Source organism: Cytobacillus sp. FSL M8-0252, assembly GCF_038007345.1.
Lineage (GTDB): Bacteria > Bacillota > Bacilli > Bacillales > Cytobacillaceae > Cytobacillus > Cytobacillus kochii.
On the sequence record NZ_JBBOWZ010000001.1, the window covers coordinates 1 to 20,488 of the forward strand.

Genomic DNA, 20,488 nt, shown 5'->3' on the forward strand with positions numbered 1-20,488 from the left:
ATGTTAAATACGAAAAATACTTTTGATACATTTGTTATTGGTTCTGGGAATCGATTTGCCCATGCTGCTTCACTCGCAGTAGCAGAAGCACCTGCTAAGGCCTATAATCCACTGTTTATTTATGGTGGTGTTGGTTTAGGGAAAACACATTTAATGCATGCAATTGGTCACTATGTATTGGATCATAATCCAAATGCGAAAGTTGTCTATTTATCTTCTGAGAAATTTACCAATGAATTTATTAACTCTATTAGAGATAATAAAACCATTGATTTCCGCAATAAATATAGAAAAGTAGACGTGCTATTAATAGATGATATTCAATTCCTTGCCGGAAAAGAATCAACCCAAGAGGAATTTTTCCATACGTTTAACACATTACATGAAGAATCAAAGCAGATTGTCATCTCGAGTGACCGACCTCCAAAAGAGATTCCGACACTTGAGGATCGCCTGCGTTCTCGTTTCGAATGGGGACTGATTACAGATATTACCCCACCAGATTTAGAAACAAGAATTGCGATTTTACGTAAAAAGGCAAAAGCTGAAGGGTTAGACATTCCTAATGAAGTCATGTTATATATTGCCAATCAAATTGATTCTAATATTCGTGAATTAGAAGGAGCACTTATTCGTGTTGTTGCCTATTCATCACTCATAAATAAAGATATTAATGCAGATTTAGCTGCAGAAGCATTAAAAGATATTATTCCGAGTTCAAAACCTAAAGTTATTACTATTCACGAGATTCAAAAGGTTGTCGGAGGCTATTATAACGTTAAATTAGAAGATTTTAGTGCGAAAAAACGGACAAAGTCTATTGCTTTTCCTAGGCAAATTGCTATGTACCTATCTAGAGAATTAACCGATTTCTCTCTACCGAAAATCGGTGAGGAATTCGGGGGCCGAGATCACACAACAGTGATTCATGCCCACGAAAAAATCTCTAAATTACTTCATGCAGACACACAATTTCAACAGCAATTAAAAGAAATTAATGAATTACTTAAAGTATAATTGTGAATAACTACCGAATGATTATGCACAGTCTGTCCACATGTGGATAGGCTGTGTTTCCATTCATTTTTCTAGTTATCCACATGTTAACAAGCCCTACTAATACTTCTATTATTTTAAAATAAAAAATATATGTATATACATTGGAGGTTAATCATGCGATTTACGATTCAGAGAGATCGCTTAGTTCAAAGCGTTCAAGATGTGATGAAGGCCGTTACTAGTAGAACAACAATTCCCATTTTAACTGGAATTAAAATTGTTGCATCTGACGAAGGTGTAGCTTTAACAGGTAGTGACTCTGATATTTCTATTGAGTCATTTATTCCTAAAACAGAAGAAGATGAGGTCATAGTTAACATTGAACAACCAGGTTCAATTGTGTTACAAGCAAAGTTCTTTAGTGAAATCGTAAAGAAATTGCCAACAGACCAAGTAGAAATTCATGTAGAAAATCATTTACAAACAGTTATTACTTCTGGTAAATCTCAATTCAATCTAAACGGTATTGATGCTGATGAATATCCTCATTTACCGCAAATTGAAGAAGATAATGTTTTTTCTATTCCGACTGACCTTCTAAAAGCAATGGTTAGGCAGACAGTTTTCGCAGTGTCCACCTCAGAAACACGCCCAATCTTGACAGGTGTAAACTGGCAGATTGAAGGAAGTGCTTTAACCTGTATTGCAACAGATAGCCACCGCTTAGCATTGAGAAAAGCAACGATCGAAACAGCATCAGAAGCATCTTATAATGTGGTTATTCCTGGGAAAAGTTTGAGTGAACTTAGCAAAATTCTCGACGATCACAACGATACAATTCAAATTGTTATTACAGAGAACCAAGTTTTATTTAAAGCGAAAAATTTATTATTCTTCTCTAGATTACTAGAAGGAAATTACCCAGATACATCACGATTGATTCCAAATGAAAGTAAGACGGATGTCGTTGTTACTACGAAAGCATTTTTACAAGCCATTGATCGTGCTTCTTTACTTGCACGAGAAGGTAAAAATAATGTCGTTAAACTTTCTACTGTTGATGATCAAGTCATTGAGATCTCATCTAATTCTCCAGAAATCGGTAAAGTTATCGAGGAGCTTCCGAGCATTTCGAAAGAAGGAGAAGACCTTAAAATTTCGTTTAGTGCGAAATTTATGATGGATGCTTTAAAAACATTAGAGGGTACAGAAATAAAAATAAGCTTTACGGGTGCGATGAGACCATTTATTATCACACCACTTAATGATGATTCAATCTTGCAATTGATTTTGCCAGTTAGAACATACTAAAGCTTTAGGTAAATAGAAATCCGAACAATCATTCAAGGAAGAGTGTGTTCGGATTTTTTTATTTAACTCATTCTGTTTTGAATTTGCTTCCAGAATTTTCGCAATAAATGACTTCAATACTTAATAAAAGATTTACTTTGTGTATCACACAATAATTTAGTAAAATAAACTATTAGATACTAAAAAATAGAGAAGTACGATGTCAAATAACTAGAAAGAGTGCAATGATGAACAAAATACAAATTGAAACGGAATATATTACTTTAGGGCAATTTCTCAAAGTAGCTGATTTAATTCAGTCAGGGGGAATGGCGAAATGGTTTTTAGGTGAATATGTTGTATTTGTTAATGGGGAACAAGATCAGCGTCGTGGGAGAAAGCTAAGAGCAGGCGATGTAATCGAAATACCTGATCATGGCACATTTACAATTTCGAACAATTAAGGATGTAACCGCCTATGTATATAGAGCAATTACAAATAAAGGATTATCGCAATTACAATGAACTGTCGGTACAGTTTGATAATAAGGTCAATGTCATATTAGGTGAGAATGCACAAGGTAAGACAAACGTGATGGAATCTATTTATGTTTTAGCCATGGCTAAGTCTCATCGCACCTCAAATGATAAAGATCTTATTCGTTGGGATCAGGAGTATGCTAAAATAGAAGGTAGAGTAGTAAATAAACATGGTTCTCTACCTATGCAGCTTGTGATATCTAAAAAGGGTAAAAAAGCAAAGTGTAACCATATTGAACAACAAAAGCTTAGCCAATATGTCGGTAATATGAATGTTGTGATGTTCGCGCCTGAAGATCTCCATTTAGTAAAAGGGAGCCCTCAAGTAAGGCGTCGTTTTATTGATATGGAAATTGGACAAGTATCCGCCGTTTATCTTCATGACATTAATCAGTTTCAGAAAATACTCCAACAACGAAATCATTATTTAAAGTTGCTACAGTCACGTAAACAGACTGATCAGGCTATGCTTGATATTTTAACTGAACAATTTATTGAGATGGCTGTTAAAATAATCGCTAAGAGATTCGAGTTCATCTATTTGCTAGAAAAGTGGGCAATGCCAATCCATGAAGGTATTTCTAGGGGACTTGAAACGTTAAAAATTCAGTATAAGCCTTCTGTTGATGTATCAGAAGAACAAGATTTGTCGAAAATGAAGAATATATACCTAGAAAAGTATGAAAAAACAAAAACAAGAGAAATTGAAAGAGGCGTTACATTGTTCGGCCCTCATAGAGATGATTTGTTATTTCAAGTGAATGGGCGAGATGTGCAAACTTTTGGTTCTCAAGGTCAACAAAGAACCACAGCATTATCAGTGAAACTTGCTGAGATCGAACTGATTCACGCTGAAATTGGAGAATACCCTATTCTTTTATTAGATGATGTACTATCGGAATTGGATGATTACCGGCAATCGCATTTGCTTAATACGATACAAGGAAAAGTACAAACATTTGTAACGACCACTAGTGTCGATGGAATAGATCATCAGACTTTAAAAGAAGCAGCTGCGTATGAAGTGAAGGCGGGCAGCCTTAAAAAAATTCAATGAGGTGAGGCCTTGTATATTCATATTGGCGAGGATGTATTAATACGTGCAAAAGATTTGGTAGCCATTATTGATAAAGAAAGTGTCGGCTCTTCTATAAATGCAGAAGAGTTTTTGCAGCGTGATGACGCTTCTTATACCAATTTGGCTAAAGGTGTGTACAAATCAGTTGTGATTACAACCGATCATATATATTACTCTCCTCTTGCTTCGTCTACTTTAAAAAAGAGGACGAGGAAATTGATTGTTTAATGTCGATGATGAGCTAATAGAGTGAAAAAGAATGATATGCAAAATGGAAAGTGTAGGTGATCGATGTGTCAATGGATCAGGAAGCAATGGGGCAACAATCCTATGATGAGAACCAGATACAAGTATTAGAAGGTCTTGAAGCAGTTAGAAAACGTCCAGGTATGTATATCGGATCAACGAGTGGAAAAGGATTACATCATTTAGTATGGGAAATTGTCGATAATAGTATTGACGAGGCACTTGCTGGATATTGTGATGAAATTAATATAAGTATTCTCGAGGATAATAGTATTAAGGTCGTTGATAATGGACGGGGGATTCCTGTTGGGATACAAGAAAAAATGGGAAGACCTGCTGTAGAAGTCATTATGACTGTTTTACATGCCGGAGGAAAATTTGGTGGCGGAGGCTACAAAGTTTCTGGTGGTCTTCATGGTGTTGGTGCATCTGTTGTTAATGCTCTTTCTACTCAGTTAGAAGTCTATGTTCATCGTGACGGGCAAATCTACTATCAGAAATATCAACGTGGTGTACCGAGCGCAGACTTAAAAGTAATCGGTGAATCAGAAGTAACTGGCACAACCACAATTTTTAAGCCGGATGGTGAGATTTTCACTGAAACATTAGAATATGATTTTGATACATTAGCAACGAGGGTCCGCGAATTAGCTTTTTTAAATAAAGGATTAAAGCTTACTCTTTCAGATGAACGTGAAGAGAATAAGACCAAAGAATTCCACTATGAAGGTGGTATTAGGTCTTATGTAGAGCATTTAAATAAAAATAAAGAAGTACTTCATGAAGAGCCGATTTATATTGAAGGCGAAAAAGATGGTATTTCTGTTGAAATATCAATGCAGTACAACGATAGCTATACAAGTAATATCTATTCTTTCGCCAATAATATTCATACGTATGAAGGTGGAACACATGAATCTGGATTTAAAACAGCGCTGACGAGGGTGATTAATGATTATGCTCGTAAGAATGGCGTGTTTAAAGATAATGATGCCAACCTTACAGGTGAAGACGTCAGGGAAGGTTTAACAGCGATTGTTTCAATTAAACATCCTGACCCTCAGTTTGAAGGACAAACGAAGACGAAATTAGGCAATTCAGAAGCAAGAGCGGCAACAGATACGGCTTTTTCGGAAGCCTTTGAAAAATTCTTATTGGAAAATCCATCTGTTGCAAGGAAAATCGTCGATAAAGGTATGATGGCTTCAAGAGCTCGAGCAGCAGCTAAAAAGGCGAGAGAGCTAACAAGAAGAAAGAGTGCTTTAGAAGTTTCTAGTCTTCCAGGTAAGCTTGCTGATTGTTCTTCAAAAGATGCGTCTATTTCGGAACTATATATCGTTGAGGGTGATTCAGCGGGTGGTTCAGCTAAGCAAGGACGAGACAGGCATTTCCAAGCAATTCTACCACTTCGAGGAAAAATCCTAAACGTAGAAAAAGCACGGTTAGATCGAATATTATCTAATAATGAAGTACGAGCAATGATTACTGCGTCTGGAACAGGAATCGGTGAAGACTTTGATATTACGAAAGCAAGATATCATAAAATCGTTATTATGACAGATGCCGATGTAGATGGGGCGCATATTCGAACACTATTACTCACATTCTTTTATCGTTATATGAGACAAATCTTAGATGCGGGCTATATATATATTGCGCAGCCACCTTTGTATAAAGTTCAACAAGGGAAGAAAATCTCATATGCTTATAACGATCGCCAATTAGACGAGATTATGAAAGAGCTTCCGGCTACGCCGAAACCAAATGTCCAACGTTACAAAGGTTTAGGTGAGATGAACCCAGATCAATTATGGGAAACGACAATGAATCCGGAAACGCGTACGCTCTTACAAGTAAGCTTAGAAGATGCGATTGAAGCAGATGAAACGTTTGAAATCCTTATGGGAGATAAAGTAGAACCACGCCGTAACTTTATCGAAGAAAATGCGCAGTATGTGAAGAATTTAGATATTTAATGAAAGTCAGGATAGAGTTGGTTCTATCCTGCTTTTACATAGATATTGTCAATAAAATGTAGCCTAAGCAATAAGCTTTGTGCGATAGGGAGGTACCTATAGATGGCTGATACGCCTAAGTCCCAAATTAAAGAAATTAATATAAGTGAGGAAATGAGAACGTCATTCTTGGATTATGCAATGAGTGTTATCGTTTCCCGAGCCCTACCTGATGTACGTGACGGGCTAAAGCCTGTGCACAGAAGAATACTTTATGCAATGCATGATCTTGGCATGCACTCAGATAAACCGTTTAAAAAGTCTGCCCGTATTGTTGGAGATGTTATCGGGAAATACCACCCACATGGTGATTCAGCAGTATATGAAACAATGGTAAGAATGGCACAAGACTTTAACTATAGATATATGCTTGTTGATGGACACGGTAACTTTGGATCAATTGATGGCGACTCTGCTGCTGCCATGCGTTATACAGAGGCCCGTATGTCAAAAATATCAATGGAATTGTTAAGAGATATTAATAAAGATACCATCGATTATCAAGACAACTATGATGGAGAGGAAAAGGAACCGGTCGTGCTTCCTGCTCGGTTCCCTAATCTGCTTGTAAATGGTACATCAGGTATTGCTGTAGGAATGGCTACCAATATCCCTCCTCATCAATTAGGCGAAGTCATTGATGGTGTACTTACATTAAGTAGAAATCCGGAAATTACGATTCCAGAGTTAATGGAAATCATTCCTGGACCAGATTTTCCGACTGCAGGACTTATTTTAGGCCGTAGTGGAATTCGGAAAGCTTATGAAACAGGAAGAGGCTCTATTACACTTAGAGCAAAGGTTGAAATCGAACAGAAATCAAATGGGAAAGAAGTTATCATTGTTAATGAAATCCCATACCAAGTGAATAAAGCAAGATTGATTGAAAAAATTGCTGACCTTGTACGTGATAAGAAGATTGATGGTATTACAGATTTACGTGACGAATCTGACAGAGATGGTTTACGAATTGTTATTGAAGTCCGTAAAGATGCCAATGCAAATGTGCTTTTAAATAATTTATATAAACATACGGCACTACAGACAAGCTTCGGTATTAATTTACTTGCTTTAGTGGATGGACAACCTAAAGTATTGAATTTAAAACAATGCTTAGAATATTATTTAGCCCATCAAGTTGTCGTTATAAGAAGAAGAACAGAATTCGAATTGCGGAAAGCGGAAGCAAGAGCGCATATTTTAGAAGGTTTACGAATTGCCTTAGATCATTTAGATGAAGTCATTAAATTAATCAGAGCGTCAAGAACTACAGATATTGCCAAAGAAGGTTTAATGACACAATTTGACCTTTCGGAGAAGCAAGCGCAAGCGATTTTGGATATGCGTCTACAGCGTTTAACTGGTTTAGAGCGTGAGAAAATCGAAGAAGAATATGCTAGTCTTATTCAATTAATTGCAGATTTAAAAGCAATCTTAGCAAGTGATGAAAAAGTATTAGACATTATTCGCGAAGAACTTACAGAACTAAAAGACCGTTTTAATGATGAACGCCGTACAGAAATTGTTTCCGGTGGTCTTGAGCATCTAGAAGATGAAGATTTGATTCCTCAAGAGAACATTGTTATTACACTTACACATAAAGGCTATATTAAGCGATTACCGGTATCTACTTATCGTGCCCAAAAACGAGGTGGAAAAGGGATACAAGGAATGGGAACAAATGAAGATGATTTTGTTGAACACCTATTGACTACCTCAACGCATGATCATCTCCTTTTCTTTACGAATAAAGGAAAAGTGTATCAAGCTAAAGGGTATGAAATTCCTGAATTTAGTAGAACAGCGAAGGGGATTCCTATCATTAACTTGTTAGGTATTGAAAAGGATGAATGGATTAATGCTGTTATTCCGATAGAGGATTTTGTGGATGATTGGTTCTTGTTCTTCACAACAAAACGAGGCATTTCTAAACGTTCACCGTTATCTTCATTTGCTCATATCCGTACAAACGGTTTAATTGCTTTAGGTTTAAAAGAAGAAGATGAATTAATCTCTGTACGTCTTACAAATGGAGATAAAGAAATTATCATCGGTACAAAAAATGGTCTCCTTATTCGTTTCCCTGAAGATGCGGTCCGTTCTATGGGACGTACAGCTACTGGTGTAAAAGGGATCACTCTGAGTGAAGAAGATGAAGTGGTTGGAATGGAAGTTCTAGAAGAAGGGGACAACATTCTAGTAGTTACGAAAAAAGGTTATGGTAAACAAACACCAGCTGATGATTATCGTATTCAGGGTCGTGGTGGTAAAGGAATTAAAACGGCCAATATTACTGAAAAAACTGGTGATCTCGTTACGATGAAAGCTGTACGTGGTGAGGAAGACATCATGTTGATTACTACTGGCGGTGTCATTATCCGTATGGGAGTAGAAGATATTTCAACTATGGGAAGAAACACGCAAGGTGTAAGACTTATTCGAATCGATGAAAGTGTGAATGAATTCGTCTCTACTGTAGCAAAGGTTGAAAAGGAAGAAGAAAAAGATGGAGAAGAGCGAGCAAAGCCACTTGAAACTGCAGAGGAATTGCCTGAAGGATCTATCGACAGTGAAGATGAAAGAGAATAAACAAATCGTTTAAATCAAATGAGTGCCGACACAATTCAAGTTTCAAAATTGAATTGTGTTCGGCTTTTTTATTAGGATGAGATAATTTTAATGACTACCTTTAGCACACTACTACAGACTATACTAATAGGGGTTTATAGATTCTTTTAGGAGTATCAATGGAAGTATTTTTTGGTGTTAACTATGAATGAAATGGTCAATAAATTATTTTATAAAAATAATTGATGAATAATGCTTGCAAATAGTGGTTACTGCTGATATACTTATTCAAGTCAGCAAGAGGAAGACATGAAAGATTGATTGACATCAAAAAAAGATGTTGACTCAGATGACACGATATGTTATATTAATAAAGTCGCTTCTGAAGCGAACGAGATTGTTCTTTGAAAACTGAACGAACATAAAACGTCAAGCGTAATTCTAAAAAAGCTGATTTATCAGCAACAAAGCACCATAGGTGCAAATGAGCTAATCAAACACTTTATTGGAGAGTTTGATCCTGGCTCAGGACGAACGCTGGCGGCGTGCCTAATACATGCAAGTCGAGCGAATCTGAGGGAGCTTGCTCCCAAAGATTAGCGGCGGACGGGTGAGTAACACGTGGGCAACCTGCCTGTAAGACTGGGATAACTCCGGGAAACCGGGGCTAATACCGGATAATATCTATTTATACATATAATTAGATTGAAAGATGGTTCTGCTATCACTTACAGATGGGCCCGCGGCGCATTAGCTAGTTGGTGAGGTAACGGCTCACCAAGGCGACGATGCGTAGCCGACCTGAGAGGGTGATCGGCCACACTGGGACTGAGACACGGCCCAGACTCCTACGGGAGGCAGCAGTAGGGAATCTTCCGCAATGGACGAAAGTCTGACGGAGCAACGCCGCGTGAGTGATGAAGGTTTTCGGATCGTAAAACTCTGTTGTTAGGGAAGAACAAGTATCGGAGTAACTGCCGGTACCTTGACGGTACCTAACCAGAAAGCCACGGCTAACTACGTGCCAGCAGCCGCGGTAATACGTAGGTGGCAAGCGTTGTCCGGAATTATTGGGCGTAAAGCGCGCGCAGGCGGTTCCTTAAGTCTGATGTGAAAGCCCACGGCTCAACCGTGGAGGGTCATTGGAAACTGGGGAACTTGAGTGCAGAAGAGGAAAGTGGAATTCCAAGTGTAGCGGTGAAATGCGTAGAGATTTGGAGGAACACCAGTGGCGAAGGCGACTTTCTGGTCTGTAACTGACGCTGAGGCGCGAAAGCGTGGGGAGCAAACAGGATTAGATACCCTGGTAGTCCACGCCGTAAACGATGAGTGCTAAGTGTTAGAGGGTTTCCGCCCTTTAGTGCTGCAGCAAACGCATTAAGCACTCCGCCTGGGGAGTACGACCGCAAGGTTGAAACTCAAAGGAATTGACGGGGGCCCGCACAAGCGGTGGAGCATGTGGTTTAATTCGAAGCAACGCGAAGAACCTTACCAGGTCTTGACATCCTCTGACAATCCTAGAGATAGGACTTTCCCCTTCGGGGGACAGAGTGACAGGTGGTGCATGGTTGTCGTCAGCTCGTGTCGTGAGATGTTGGGTTAAGTCCCGCAACGAGCGCAACCCTTGATCTTAGTTGCCAGCATTTAGTTGGGCACTCTAAGGTGACTGCCGGTGACAAACCGGAGGAAGGTGGGGATGACGTCAAATCATCATGCCCCTTATGACCTGGGCTACACACGTGCTACAATGGATGGTACAAAGGGCTGCAAGACCGCGAGGTTTAGCCAATCCCATAAAACCATTCTCAGTTCGGATTGTAGGCTGCAACTCGCCTACATGAAGCCGGAATCGCTAGTAATCGCGGATCAGCATGCCGCGGTGAATACGTTCCCGGGCCTTGTACACACCGCCCGTCACACCACGAGAGTTTGTAACACCCGAAGTCGGTGGGGTAACCTTTTGGAGCCAGCCGCCTAAGGTGGGACAGATGATTGGGGTGAAGTCGTAACAAGGTAGCCGTATCGGAAGGTGCGGCTGGATCACCTCCTTTCTAAGGAATATACGGAATTGACTTGATGTTAGACTGTTCGTTCAGTTTTGAGAGTGCAATCTCTTTGATATGATTAAATACTTTACCGTGAAGTTATGTGGGCCTATAGCTCAGCTGGTTAGAGCGCACGCCTGATAAGCGTGAGGTCGATGGTTCGAGTCCATTTAGGCCCACCATTTTAACTTTAATACGGGGCCTTAGCTCAGCTGGGAGAGCGCCTGCTTTGCACGCAGGAGGTCAGCGGTTCGATCCCGCTAGGCTCCACCAACAAATCGTTCTTTGAAAACTAGATAATGTAATGAAGAAGATTACCGAGTAATCGCCACCTTAGTTATTTTTTCTCTCTCTATATATTATAGATTGATTTAAGATACTAAACTTTTTTAATAAACACAACCGAGAGGGTTGTGAGAAGCAAGCAGTTCAAGGAAGCGAGCGAGGAAACACCGGAGTGTGCGTCTTGTGCACATGAGGATGTTGACGAGTGAGCTGACGCCGAAATGCGTAGCTTATCGCAAGCCGAACAATGGTTAAGTTAATAAGGGCGCACGGTGAATGCCTTGGCACTAGGAGCCGATGAAGGACGGGACTAACACCGATATGCTTCGGGGAGCTGTAAGTAAGCTTTGATCCGGAGATTTCCGAATGGGGAAACCCCCTATCCGTTATGGGATAGGATCCATACCTGAATACATAGGGTATGGAAGGCAGACCCGGGGAACTGAAACATCTAAGTACCCGGAGGAAGAGAAAGCAAACGCGATTCCCTGAGTAGCGGCGAGCGAAACGGGATTAGCCCAAACCAAGAGGCTTGCCTCTTGGGGTTGTAGGACATTCTATACGGAGTTACAAAGGAACGAGATAGACGAAGAGGTCTGGAAAGGCCCGCCATAGGAGGTAAAAGCCCTGTAGTTGAAACTTCGTTCCCTCCAGAGTGGATCCTGAGTACGGCGGGACACGAGAAATCCCGTCGGAAGCAGGGAGGACCATCTCCCAAGGCTAAATACTCCCTAGTGACCGATAGTGAACCAGTACCGTGAGGGAAAGGTGAAAAGCACCCCGGAAGGGGAGTGAAAGAGATCCTGAAACCGTGTGCCTACAAGTAGTTAGAGCCCGTTAATGGGTGATAGCGTGCCTTTTGTAGAATGAACCGGCGAGTTACGATTACATGCGAGGTTAAGTTGGACAGACGGAGCCGTAGCGAAAGCGAGTCTGAATAGGGCGAATGAGTATGTGGTCGTAGACCCGAAACCAGGTGATCTACCCATGTCCAGGGTGAAGTCCAGGTAACACTGGATGGAGGCCCGAACCCACGTACGTTGAAAAGTGCGGGGATGAGGTGTGGGTAGCGGAGAAATTCCAATCGAACTTGGAGATAGCTGGTTCTCTCCGAAATAGCTTTAGGGCTAGCCTCATGCGTAAGAATCTTGGAGGTAGAGCACTGTTTGGACTAGGGGCCCTCATCGGGTTACCGAATTCAGACAAACTCCGAATGCCAAAGATTTATCCATGGGAGTCAGACTGCGAGTGATAAGATCCGTAGTCAAGAGGGAAACAGCCCAGACCACCAGCTAAGGTCCCAAAGTATACGTTAAGTGGAAAAGGATGTGGAGTTGCTTAGACAACCAGGATGTTGGCTTAGAAGCAGCCACCATTTAAAGAGTGCGTAATAGCTCACTGGTCGAGTGACTCCGCGCCGAAAATGTACCGGGGCTAAACGTATCACCGAAGCTGTGGATTGAACATCGTTGATGTTCAGTGGTAGGAGAGCGTTCTAAGGGCGTTGAAGCTAGACCGTAAGGACTGGTGGAGCGCTTAGAAGTGAGAATGCCGGTATGAGTAGCGAAAGATGGGTGAGAATCCCATCCACCGAATGCCTAAGGTTTCCTGAGGAAGGCTCGTCCGCTCAGGGTTAGTCGGGACCTAAGCCGAGGCTGAAAAGCGTAGGCGATGGACAACAGGTTGATATTCCTGTACCACCGTATTCTGTTTGAGTGATGGGGGGACGCAGGAGGATAGGGTAAGCGCACTATTGGATGTGCGTCTAAGCAGTTAGAGGGACCATGAGGCAAATCCCATGGTCATATACCTTGAGCTGTGATAGCGAGGGAAATTTAGTACCGAAGTTCTTGATTCCACACTGCCAAGAAAAGCCTCTAGCGAGGAATAAGGTGCCCGTACCGCAAACCGACACAGGTAGGCGAGGAGAGAATCCTAAGGTGAGCGAGAGAACTCTCGTTAAGGAACTCGGCAAAATGACCCCGTAACTTCGGGAGAAGGGGTGCTCATTAGGGTGTTAAAGCCTTGATGAGCCGCAGTGAATAGGCCCAGGCGACTGTTTAGCAAAAACACAGGTCTCTGCGAAGCCGCAAGGCGAAGTATAGGGGCTGACGCCTGCCCGGTGCTGGAAGGTTAAGAGGAGAGGTTAGCTCACGCGAAGCTTTGAATCGAAGCCCCAGTAAACGGCGGCCGTAACTATAACGGTCCTAAGGTAGCGAAATTCCTTGTCGGGTAAGTTCCGACCCGCACGAAAGGCGTAACGATCTGGGCACTGTCTCAACGAGAGACTCGGTGAAATTATAGTACCTGTGAAGATGCAGGTTACCCGCGACAGGACGGAAAGACCCCGTGGAGCTTTACTGTAGCCTGATATTGAATTTTGGTACAGCTTGTACAGGATAGGTAGGAGCCTTAGAAGCCGGAGCGCTAGCTTCGGTGGAGGCGTCGGTGGGATACTACCCTGGCTGTATTGAAATTCTAACCCACATCCCTTATCGGGATGGGAGACAGTGTCAGGTGGGCAGTTTGACTGGGGCGGTCGCCTCCTAAAGAGTAACGGAGGCGCCCAAAGGTTCCCTCAGAATGGTTGGAAATCATTCGTAGAGTGTAAAGGCACAAGGGAGCTTGACTGCGAGACCTACAAGTCGAGCAGGGACGAAAGTCGGGCTTAGTGATCCGGTGGTTCCGCATGGAAGGGCCATCGCTCAACGGATAAAAGCTACCCCGGGGATAACAGGCTTATCTCCCCCAAGAGTCCACATCGACGGGGAGGTTTGGCACCTCGATGTCGGCTCATCGCATCCTGGGGCTGTAGTCGGTCCCAAGGGTTGGGCTGTTCGCCCATTAAAGCGGTACGCGAGCTGGGTTCAGAACGTCGTGAGACAGTTCGGTCCCTATCCGTCGTGGGCGCAGGAAATTTGAGAGGAGCTGTCCTTAGTACGAGAGGACCGGGATGGACGCACCGCTGGTGTACCAGTTGTCTTGCCAAAGGCATCGCTGGGTAGCTATGTGCGGAAGGGATAAGTGCTGAAAGCATCTAAGCATGAAGCCCCCCTCGAGATGAGATTTCCCATAGCGCAAGCTAGTAAGATCCCTGAAAGATGATCAGGTTGATAGGTTAGAGGTGGAAGTGTGGCGACACATGTAGCTGACTAATACTAATCGATCGAGGACTTAACCAATTCGAAATGCGGAGGCGCCTTGTTCAGGTGCGACAAGCATAAGACGGATTTGACAAGAGGTTGTTCTTTAACCTCATGACAAATTTGACTTATGACCTCGAGCACCTAGGCGCCGCAGCTGGACAGCACTACGTAAGTAGTATCCTACAGCACGCATTCAGGCGATTACTCAATAAATATCTTCTTCAACATTACCTAGTTTTGAGGGAACGATTCCCTTACAATTTCATAGTCCGGTGGCGATAGCGAGAAGGTCACACCCGTTCCCATACCGAACACGGAAGTTAAGCTTCTCAGCGCCGATGGTAGTTAGGGGCTGTCCCCTTGTGAGAGTAGGACGTTGCCGGGCAAGATAAAAGAGCACATTATTTGTATGTGCTCTTTTTTGTGATTTTTTATTTCCAATGTGAATCTTCTATCATCTCTTTTTATTTCCTTGGCAATGAAATTTTCTTGATTCAAGAAAATTATAAATGAGAAATGGGCTTTTTTGTTCCGTCAAATCGAGGAACTGGTGAATAAATGGATAATCATTATTTGTCATTAACTTAATGCATTCATTCCACCATTCTGTTTCATATCTTGCAATCATGCTTAAATTATAGAGTAATAAGTAATGGGAAAATAATTCTGGATAATCATTTAATGGACTTCTTTCGATAGGTAATGAATAATTTTTATTTACAGTATTATATTTGAAATATCGATTGATCTCTTTGTTTTGAGGAAATTTTATATGTTCCTTCGTATAGAGAATATCCTTTTTATCCACCTGTAGTTTTTCGGAAAGAAAAGTAGAAAATCTCGATTCAGTCATATGATAATGATTAAGAATGGTTATTGGGACAAAGAAGTTATCTTTTTCTTTTTTTATATCAATAAATGTTTGTTCTTTTTGGATAGACTGAAACATTATTTCCATCTCTGGGATTTGTCTCAATAAATCAACCATATAAAATTTATCACCTTCTAGATGTTTCATATGGAACATTTTTTCTGCCATATATGGAAATAAGCCACTCTTTTGTAGTTTCACTTCATCTTTTAAAAAGAGGTATTGCTGCTTTTTCTTTTTTCTTGTCGAAACACCATGAGCCAGTACGGAGGTCGTATCTGGATAAAGAGGGTCAATAGTTAAAATACAAGCTTTTATTAGATGAACTAGGCCGTAGAAATAAAGAATAGGTTTAATGATTAACGGGGCAGCGGCGGCTTGTTCATAGTAAACCTTACCGTGTTCAATGTAATATATAAACGGATAAGTATTTTCAAAACTCTTTTGTGATGCTTGTTCAATTCCTTCGTTTTGATAACTTTTTTCTAAAAATGCTTTGGTTGTTTCTGTTGAAAAAAAGGGTAAATATGATTGCCAATTGTTGTAAGAATGCTTCAAAATATACAACCTCCAAATAATCTGAAAAATCCAACTTATAGCAGTGTCCTTGACAGTATTTTGTCCAATTGATAACCTACTAATAATATTTTCATGTTCAGGAGGTCAAAAAAATGTGGGAAACTAAATTTGAAAAAGAAGGTTTAACTTTTGATGATGTACTACTTGTCCCTGCTAAATCTGAGGTATTGCCGAAAGATGTCGATTTGTCGGTGAGACTGTCTGAAAAGGTAAAATTGAATGTTCCAATTATCAGTGCTGGTATGGATACAGTAACTGAAGCTGAAATGGCTATTGCAATGGCACGCCAGGGTGGATTAGGTATTATTCACAAAAACATGTCCATTGAGCAACAGGCAGATTTAGTTGATAAAGTAAAACGCTCTGAGAGTGGCGTTATTTCTGATCCGTTTTTCCTTACTCCCGAACAACAAGTGTATGATGCTGAACATTTAATGGGCAAATATCGTATATCAGGTGTTCCAATTGTAAATAATCTTGACGAACAAAAACTTGTTGGTATTATTACAAACCGTGACCTTCGTTTCATTCAAGATTTCTCTATTAAGATCTCTGATGTAATGACGAAAGAAAACTTAGTAACTGCTTCAGTAGGTACAACGCTACAAGAAGCAGAAAAAATTCTGCAAAAGTATAAAATTGAGAAATTACCTCTTGTTGATGATAATGGTGTTTTAAAAGGACTTATTACTATTAAAGATATTGAAAAAGTCATTGAGTTCCCTAACTCAGCGAAAGATGCACAAGGTCGTTTACTTGCTGGTGCAGCAATCGGTATAACAAAAGATACAATGAAAAGATTAGAGTTACTTGTTAAAGCTCAAGTTGATGTAGTAGTAGTCGATACGGCTCACGGCCACTCAGCGGGCGTTATTAATACAGTAAAAGAAATTAAAGACAAATACCCTGACCTGACAGTTGTAGCAGGTAATGTAGCTACTGCTGAAGGTACACGTGCATTGTTTGAAGCTGGAGCTGATGTTGTAAAGGTAGGTATTGGACCTGGATCTATTTGTACAACTCGTGTGGTAGCAGGTGTTGGCGTGCCACAAATTACAGCGGTATATGATTGTGCAACAGAAGCACGTAAACATGGTAAAGCGATTATCGCTGATGGTGGGATTAAGTATTCAGGAGATATCGTGAAAGCATTAGCTTCTGGTGGACATGCAGTTATGCTAGGAAGTATGTTAGCTGGTGTCTCTGAAAGTCCAGGTGAAACTGAAATTTTCCAAGGACGTCAATTTAAAGTTTATCGTGGAATGGGATCCGTTACTTCTATGGAAAAAGGATCAAAGGATCGTTACTTCCAAGAAGATAATAAGAAATTCGTTCCAGAAGGCATTGAAGGACGTATTCCATTTAAAGGTTCATTAGCAGATACGATTTATCAGTTAGTTGGTGGCGTTCGCTCTGGTATGGGTTACTGCGGGGCAGCAAATTTAGAATTCTTAAGAGAAAATGCACAGTTTATCCGTATGACAGGTGCTGGTCTTAAAGAAAGTCACCCACATGATATCCAAATTACGAAAGAAGCACCAAATTATTCATTATAATTTTTTTTAAAAAGTAAGAGGGCTGGTCCTCTTACTTTTTTTTGCCTGGAAAGATATCAGACTTTCGTCATTGTTAGCAAAACGCACAATGTTTTCTCAGGCGGATTGACCTAAGGAATAGAGAAAGAAAAGGGATGTTCATGAAAACGCCAAGATTAGGAAAAGGTTGTTTGTATCCATGAAGGACATCTTATGATAAAATAACAAAAGCTGAAAAAAAAGTTGGAGGGCTTTGGAATTGAGAAGAAAAGGATATCGTAAAGTTGTTGCAAGTTTCTTGGTGTTGATTATGGTGTTAGGCATTCTTCCAAATGTACATAAAGCAAGTGCAAAAGAAGATATACTTAATATTAATGCAGATGCAGCTATTCTAGTAGATGCAGAAACAGGTAGAGTTTTATACGGGAAAAACATTGATAAGGTGCTTGGTATTGCAAGTATGTCAAAAATGATGACCGAGTATCTTTTATTAGAAGCTATTGATGAAGGTCGAGTATCATGGGATCAAGAGTATGCTGTAAGTGAGTACGTTTGGAAAGTGTCTCATGACACAGCGCTTTCGAATGTTCCTCTTAGAAGAGATGGGACATACAGCATTAAGGAATTATTTGAAGCAATGACTATTTATTCCGCAAATGGAGCAACAATTGCCATTGCTGAGACAATTGCTGGATCTGAAAAGAACTTTGTGCAAATGATGAATGAAAAAGCAGAGGAATTAGGGTTAGAAGATTATAAATTCGTCAATTCTTCTGGTTTAAATAACAAGGATTTAAAAGGTTACCATTCGACAGGTAATGAAGATGAAGAAAATGTGATGTCTGCTAGAGCAACAGCTAAACTAGCGACAACGCTCCTCACGGATTTTCCTCAAGTTTTAGAAACAGCAAGCATTCCTAGAAAAACATTTAGAGAAGGCACTGAAGATAAAATTGATATGGAAAATTGGAACTGGATGTTACCTGAACTGGTCTACGGCTATGAAGGTGTAGATGGGTTAAAGACAGGGACAACTGATTTTGCAGGTTCTTCTTTTACAGGAACAGCTGAACGTGATGGAAAAAGATATGTAACAGTTGTTATGAATGCTAAAGGTGGCGGCGATTCTGGTTATAATCAAGCTAGATTCGACGAAACAAAGAAAATGTTTGATTACGCGTTCTCTAATTTTGATAAAAAAGAGATCGTTCCTGCTGGCTATCAAGTGAAAGATAAAGAAAAACTTGCCGTTGAAAAAGGGAAAGAAAATGCAGTAGCGATTGAATCAAAAGAGGCCATTACATTAACTGTTAAAAATGGTGAAGAAGAGAATTATCAACCAAAGCTTGTGATTAATGAAGATTTATTAAATGATCAAGGTCAATTAACAGCTCCTGTAAAAAAAGGTGATGTTGTTGGTTATTTAACGGTTGAAGATAAAGATGGTAATGCGATTGAATTTTTAAATGCTAACCAAACAAGAGTTGATGTCATCGCTTCTGAATCGGTTGAAAAAGCGAACTGGTTCGTTTTATCTATGCGTGGTGTTGGTGGATTCTTTGGAGATGTTTGGGACAGTGTTGCATCTACTGTTAAAGGTTGGTTTTCTTGAATAATGTAGTTGCATTTGGCTTATAATTATAGTAAATTATGTATTACTAATAAGTTGAATAAAAGAAAGCATAAAGAAGGAAGTAGTATCAAGTACACTTTTGCCATAGAGAGCTGGTGGTTGGTGCAAACCAGACAAAAGCACTTGAGAATCCATCCTTTGCGTAGAGCTTGGAACACATTTTTTGTAAGTAAAAGCTCTCGGGTAAACCTCGTTAAAGATTTAAAGTGAAAAGTATGGACTATACTTTTAACTAGGGTGGCAACGCGGGTAACTCTCGTCCCTTTATAGGGGACGGGAGTTTTTTGTTTTCACAAATTGAATATGGAGGGAAAGGCTATGTTAGATATCAAATATTTAAGAGCTAATTTTGCTGAAGTAAAAGAAAAACTAGAAAAACACCGTGGGGAAGATATTTCTGATCTTGAGAAGTTTGAGGATTTGGATGTAAAACGCCGAGAATTACTTGTAAAAACGGAAGAGCTTAAAAGCAAAAGAAATGAAGTATCACAGCAAGTGGCTGTTTTAAAACGAGAGAAAAAAGATGCGGACCAATTAATTGCTGAAATGAGGCAAGTTGGCGACCAAATTAAGGATTTAGACCATGAGTTACGTGAAGTAGAAGCTGAATTAGAGCTTATCTTACTCAGTATTCCAAACATCCCACATGAAAGTGTACCCGTTGGGGAGACAGAGGATGACAATGTCTTAGCTTGGCAATGGGGAGAAGTAAAGGGATTTGATTTTGAATTTAAACCGCATTGGGATATAGCGACTGAGCTTGGAATATTAGATTTTGAACGAGCAGGAAAAGTAACTGGCAGTCGTTTTGTATTTTATAAAGGGTTAGGTGCTAGATTAGAGCGCGCATTGTATAACTTTATGTTGGACCTCCATACAGAAGAACATGGATACGAAGAAGTGCTACCACCATATATGGTTAATCGTGCAAGTATGACAGGTACAGGACAATTACCAAAATTTGAAGAGGATGCATTTTTAATTGAGAGTGAGGATTATTTCCTTATTCCAACGGCAGAGGTACCAATCACGAATATGCATCGCGATGAAATTTTAAGTGCTGATCAATTACCAATTAATTACGCCGCATTTAGTGCGTGCTTCCGTTCTGAAGCTGGATCAGCTGGCCGTGATACGAGAGGTCTTATTCGTCAGCATCAGTTTAATAAGGTTGAGCTTGTGAAGTTTGTTAAACCAGAAGACTCTTATAACGAGTTGGAGAAATTAACAAAAAATGCAGAGAAGGTATTACAACTGCTTGGTTTACCTTATCGCGTCATGAGTATGTGCACTGCTGATTTAGGATTCACAGCTGCGAAGAAGTACGATATTGAAGTATGGATGCCTAGCTACGATAATTATCGAGAAATTTCTTCTTGTAGTAACTTTGAAGCTTTCCAAGCGAGACGTGCAAATATCCGCTTCCGTCGTGATGCTAAAGGTAAGCCGGAGAATGTTCATACATTAAATGGCTCTGGGTTAGCAGTGGGACGTACAGTCGCTGCGATATTAGAAAATTATCAACAAGCTGATGGTAGTGTGGTTATTCCAGAAGTACTTCGCCCTTATATGGGGAATAAAGAAGTGATAAATCCAGCAAAATAAGTAAGATGATAGGGTCTGTTTCTTAGGACAGATCCTATTTTTAAAGTTCTAAC

The 20,488-nt window shown here is 40.3% G+C and carries 11 protein-coding genes, 2 tRNA genes, 3 rRNA genes and 1 other annotated feature; of the genes, 15 read left to right on the forward strand and 1 reads right to left on the reverse strand.

Annotated elements, in window-relative coordinates; all coding sequences use genetic code 11:
• From dnaA to rrf, 12 genes are all read left to right on the forward strand, one after another.
• Positions 1-1,017: chromosomal replication initiator protein DnaA (dnaA, locus tag MKX83_RS00005; protein ID WP_289432540.1), on the forward strand; the 1,017-nt coding region annotated here is incomplete at its 5' end.
• Between the two features lie 156 nt (positions 1,018-1,173).
• The gene (gene dnaN / locus MKX83_RS00010) at positions 1,174-2,310 is read left to right on the forward strand and encodes a DNA polymerase III subunit beta (protein ID WP_095371328.1); all 1,137 of its coding nucleotides are present in this window, start codon (positions 1,174-1,176) and stop codon (positions 2,308-2,310) included.
• A gap of 224 nt (positions 2,311-2,534) precedes the next feature.
• Positions 2,535-2,753, forward strand: coding sequence for a S4 domain-containing protein YaaA (yaaA, locus tag MKX83_RS00015; protein WP_095371327.1), 219 nt, complete (start codon positions 2,535-2,537; stop codon positions 2,751-2,753).
• Between the two features lie 14 nt (positions 2,754-2,767).
• Positions 2,768-3,886: a DNA replication/repair protein RecF gene (gene recF / locus MKX83_RS00020; protein WP_095371326.1), complete on the forward strand. Its 1,119-nt coding sequence runs from the start codon at positions 2,768-2,770 to the stop codon at positions 3,884-3,886.
• Positions 3,887-3,895: 9 nt separating this feature from the next.
• Positions 3,896-4,135 (forward strand): extracellular matrix regulator RemB, encoded by a 240-nt coding sequence (remB, locus tag MKX83_RS00025; protein ID WP_095371325.1) that lies wholly within the window; start codon positions 3,896-3,898, stop codon positions 4,133-4,135.
• Positions 4,136-4,206: 71 nt separating this feature from the next.
• Positions 4,207-6,129 (forward strand): DNA topoisomerase (ATP-hydrolyzing) subunit B, encoded by a 1,923-nt coding sequence (gene gyrB, locus MKX83_RS00030; RefSeq protein ID WP_281203007.1) that lies wholly within the window; start codon positions 4,207-4,209, stop codon positions 6,127-6,129.
• A gap of 102 nt (positions 6,130-6,231) precedes the next feature.
• Positions 6,232-8,757 (forward strand): DNA gyrase subunit A, encoded by a 2,526-nt coding sequence (gyrA, locus tag MKX83_RS00035; protein WP_095371323.1) that lies wholly within the window; start codon positions 6,232-6,234, stop codon positions 8,755-8,757.
• A gap of 481 nt (positions 8,758-9,238) precedes the next feature.
• A 16S ribosomal RNA gene (locus MKX83_RS00040) occupies positions 9,239-10,787 on the forward strand.
• A 99-nt stretch (positions 10,788-10,886) separates the two neighbouring features.
• A tRNA-Ile gene (locus tag MKX83_RS00045) sits at positions 10,887-10,963 on the forward strand.
• A 15-nt stretch (positions 10,964-10,978) separates the two neighbouring features.
• Positions 10,979-11,054, forward strand: a tRNA-Ala gene (locus MKX83_RS00050).
• Between the two features lie 261 nt (positions 11,055-11,315).
• Positions 11,316-14,248 (forward strand): 23S ribosomal RNA (locus MKX83_RS00055).
• 232 nt (positions 14,249-14,480) lie between these two features.
• Positions 14,481-14,597 (forward strand): 5S ribosomal RNA (rrf, locus tag MKX83_RS00060).
• The 16S, 23S and 5S rRNA genes sit together here with 2 tRNA genes alongside, the layout of an rRNA operon.
• Positions 14,598-14,666: 69 nt before the next feature.
• Here the strand turns inward: rrf and MKX83_RS00065 are convergent.
• A complete protein-coding gene (locus MKX83_RS00065) occupies positions 14,667-15,641 on the reverse strand; it encodes a YaaC family protein (protein WP_095371322.1) in 975 nt (324 codons plus the stop codon).
• Positions 15,642-15,754: 113 nt separating this feature from the next.
• Here MKX83_RS00065 and guaB point away from each other — a divergent pair, with 113 nt between their 5' ends.
• The 3 genes from guaB to serS all read left to right on the forward strand — a co-directional run bounded on the left by guaB (position 15,755) and on the right by serS (position 20,435).
• Positions 15,755-17,218 carry an IMP dehydrogenase gene (gene guaB / locus MKX83_RS00070; RefSeq protein ID WP_095371321.1) on the forward strand — a complete coding sequence of 488 codons (1,464 nt, stop codon included), beginning with the start codon at positions 15,755-15,757 and terminating at the stop codon, positions 17,216-17,218.
• Positions 17,219-17,507: 289 nt separating this feature from the next.
• Positions 17,508-18,809, forward strand: a complete 1,302-nt coding sequence (locus MKX83_RS00075) for a D-alanyl-D-alanine carboxypeptidase family protein (RefSeq protein WP_307319499.1) — start codon at positions 17,508-17,510, stop codon at positions 18,807-18,809.
• A 62-nt stretch (positions 18,810-18,871) separates the two neighbouring features.
• Positions 18,872-19,097, forward strand: a binding site (T-box leader).
• Between the two features lie 51 nt (positions 19,098-19,148).
• Positions 19,149-20,435 carry a serine--tRNA ligase gene (gene serS, locus MKX83_RS00080; RefSeq protein WP_307319491.1) on the forward strand — a complete coding sequence of 429 codons (1,287 nt, stop codon included), beginning with the start codon at positions 19,149-19,151 and terminating at the stop codon, positions 20,433-20,435.
• Positions 20,436-20,488 lie beyond the last annotated feature (53 nt).

What these genes read in the sequence shown, in the direction of transcription:
- dnaN (WP_095371328.1), top strand. Translation starts at nt 1,174, where the DNA reads ATGCGATTTACGATTCAGAGAGATCGCTTAGTTCAAAGCGTTCAAGAT.
- yaaA (WP_095371327.1), top strand. Translation starts at nt 2,535, where the DNA reads ATGATGAACAAAATACAAATTGAAACGGAATATATTACTTTAGGGCAA.
- recF (WP_095371326.1), top strand. Translation starts at nt 2,768, where the DNA reads ATGTATATAGAGCAATTACAAATAAAGGATTATCGCAATTACAATGAA.
- guaB (WP_095371321.1), top strand. Translation starts at nt 15,755, where the DNA reads ATGTGGGAAACTAAATTTGAAAAAGAAGGTTTAACTTTTGATGATGTA.
- serS (WP_307319491.1), top strand. Translation starts at nt 19,149, where the DNA reads ATGTTAGATATCAAATATTTAAGAGCTAATTTTGCTGAAGTAAAAGAA.
- gyrA (WP_095371323.1), top strand. Translation starts at nt 6,232, where the DNA reads ATGGCTGATACGCCTAAGTCCCAAATTAAAGAAATTAATATAAGTGAG.
- MKX83_RS00075 (WP_307319499.1), top strand. Translation starts at nt 17,508, where the DNA reads ATGGTGTTAGGCATTCTTCCAAATGTACATAAAGCAAGTGCAAAAGAA.
- gyrB (WP_281203007.1), top strand. Translation starts at nt 4,207, where the DNA reads ATGGATCAGGAAGCAATGGGGCAACAATCCTATGATGAGAACCAGATA.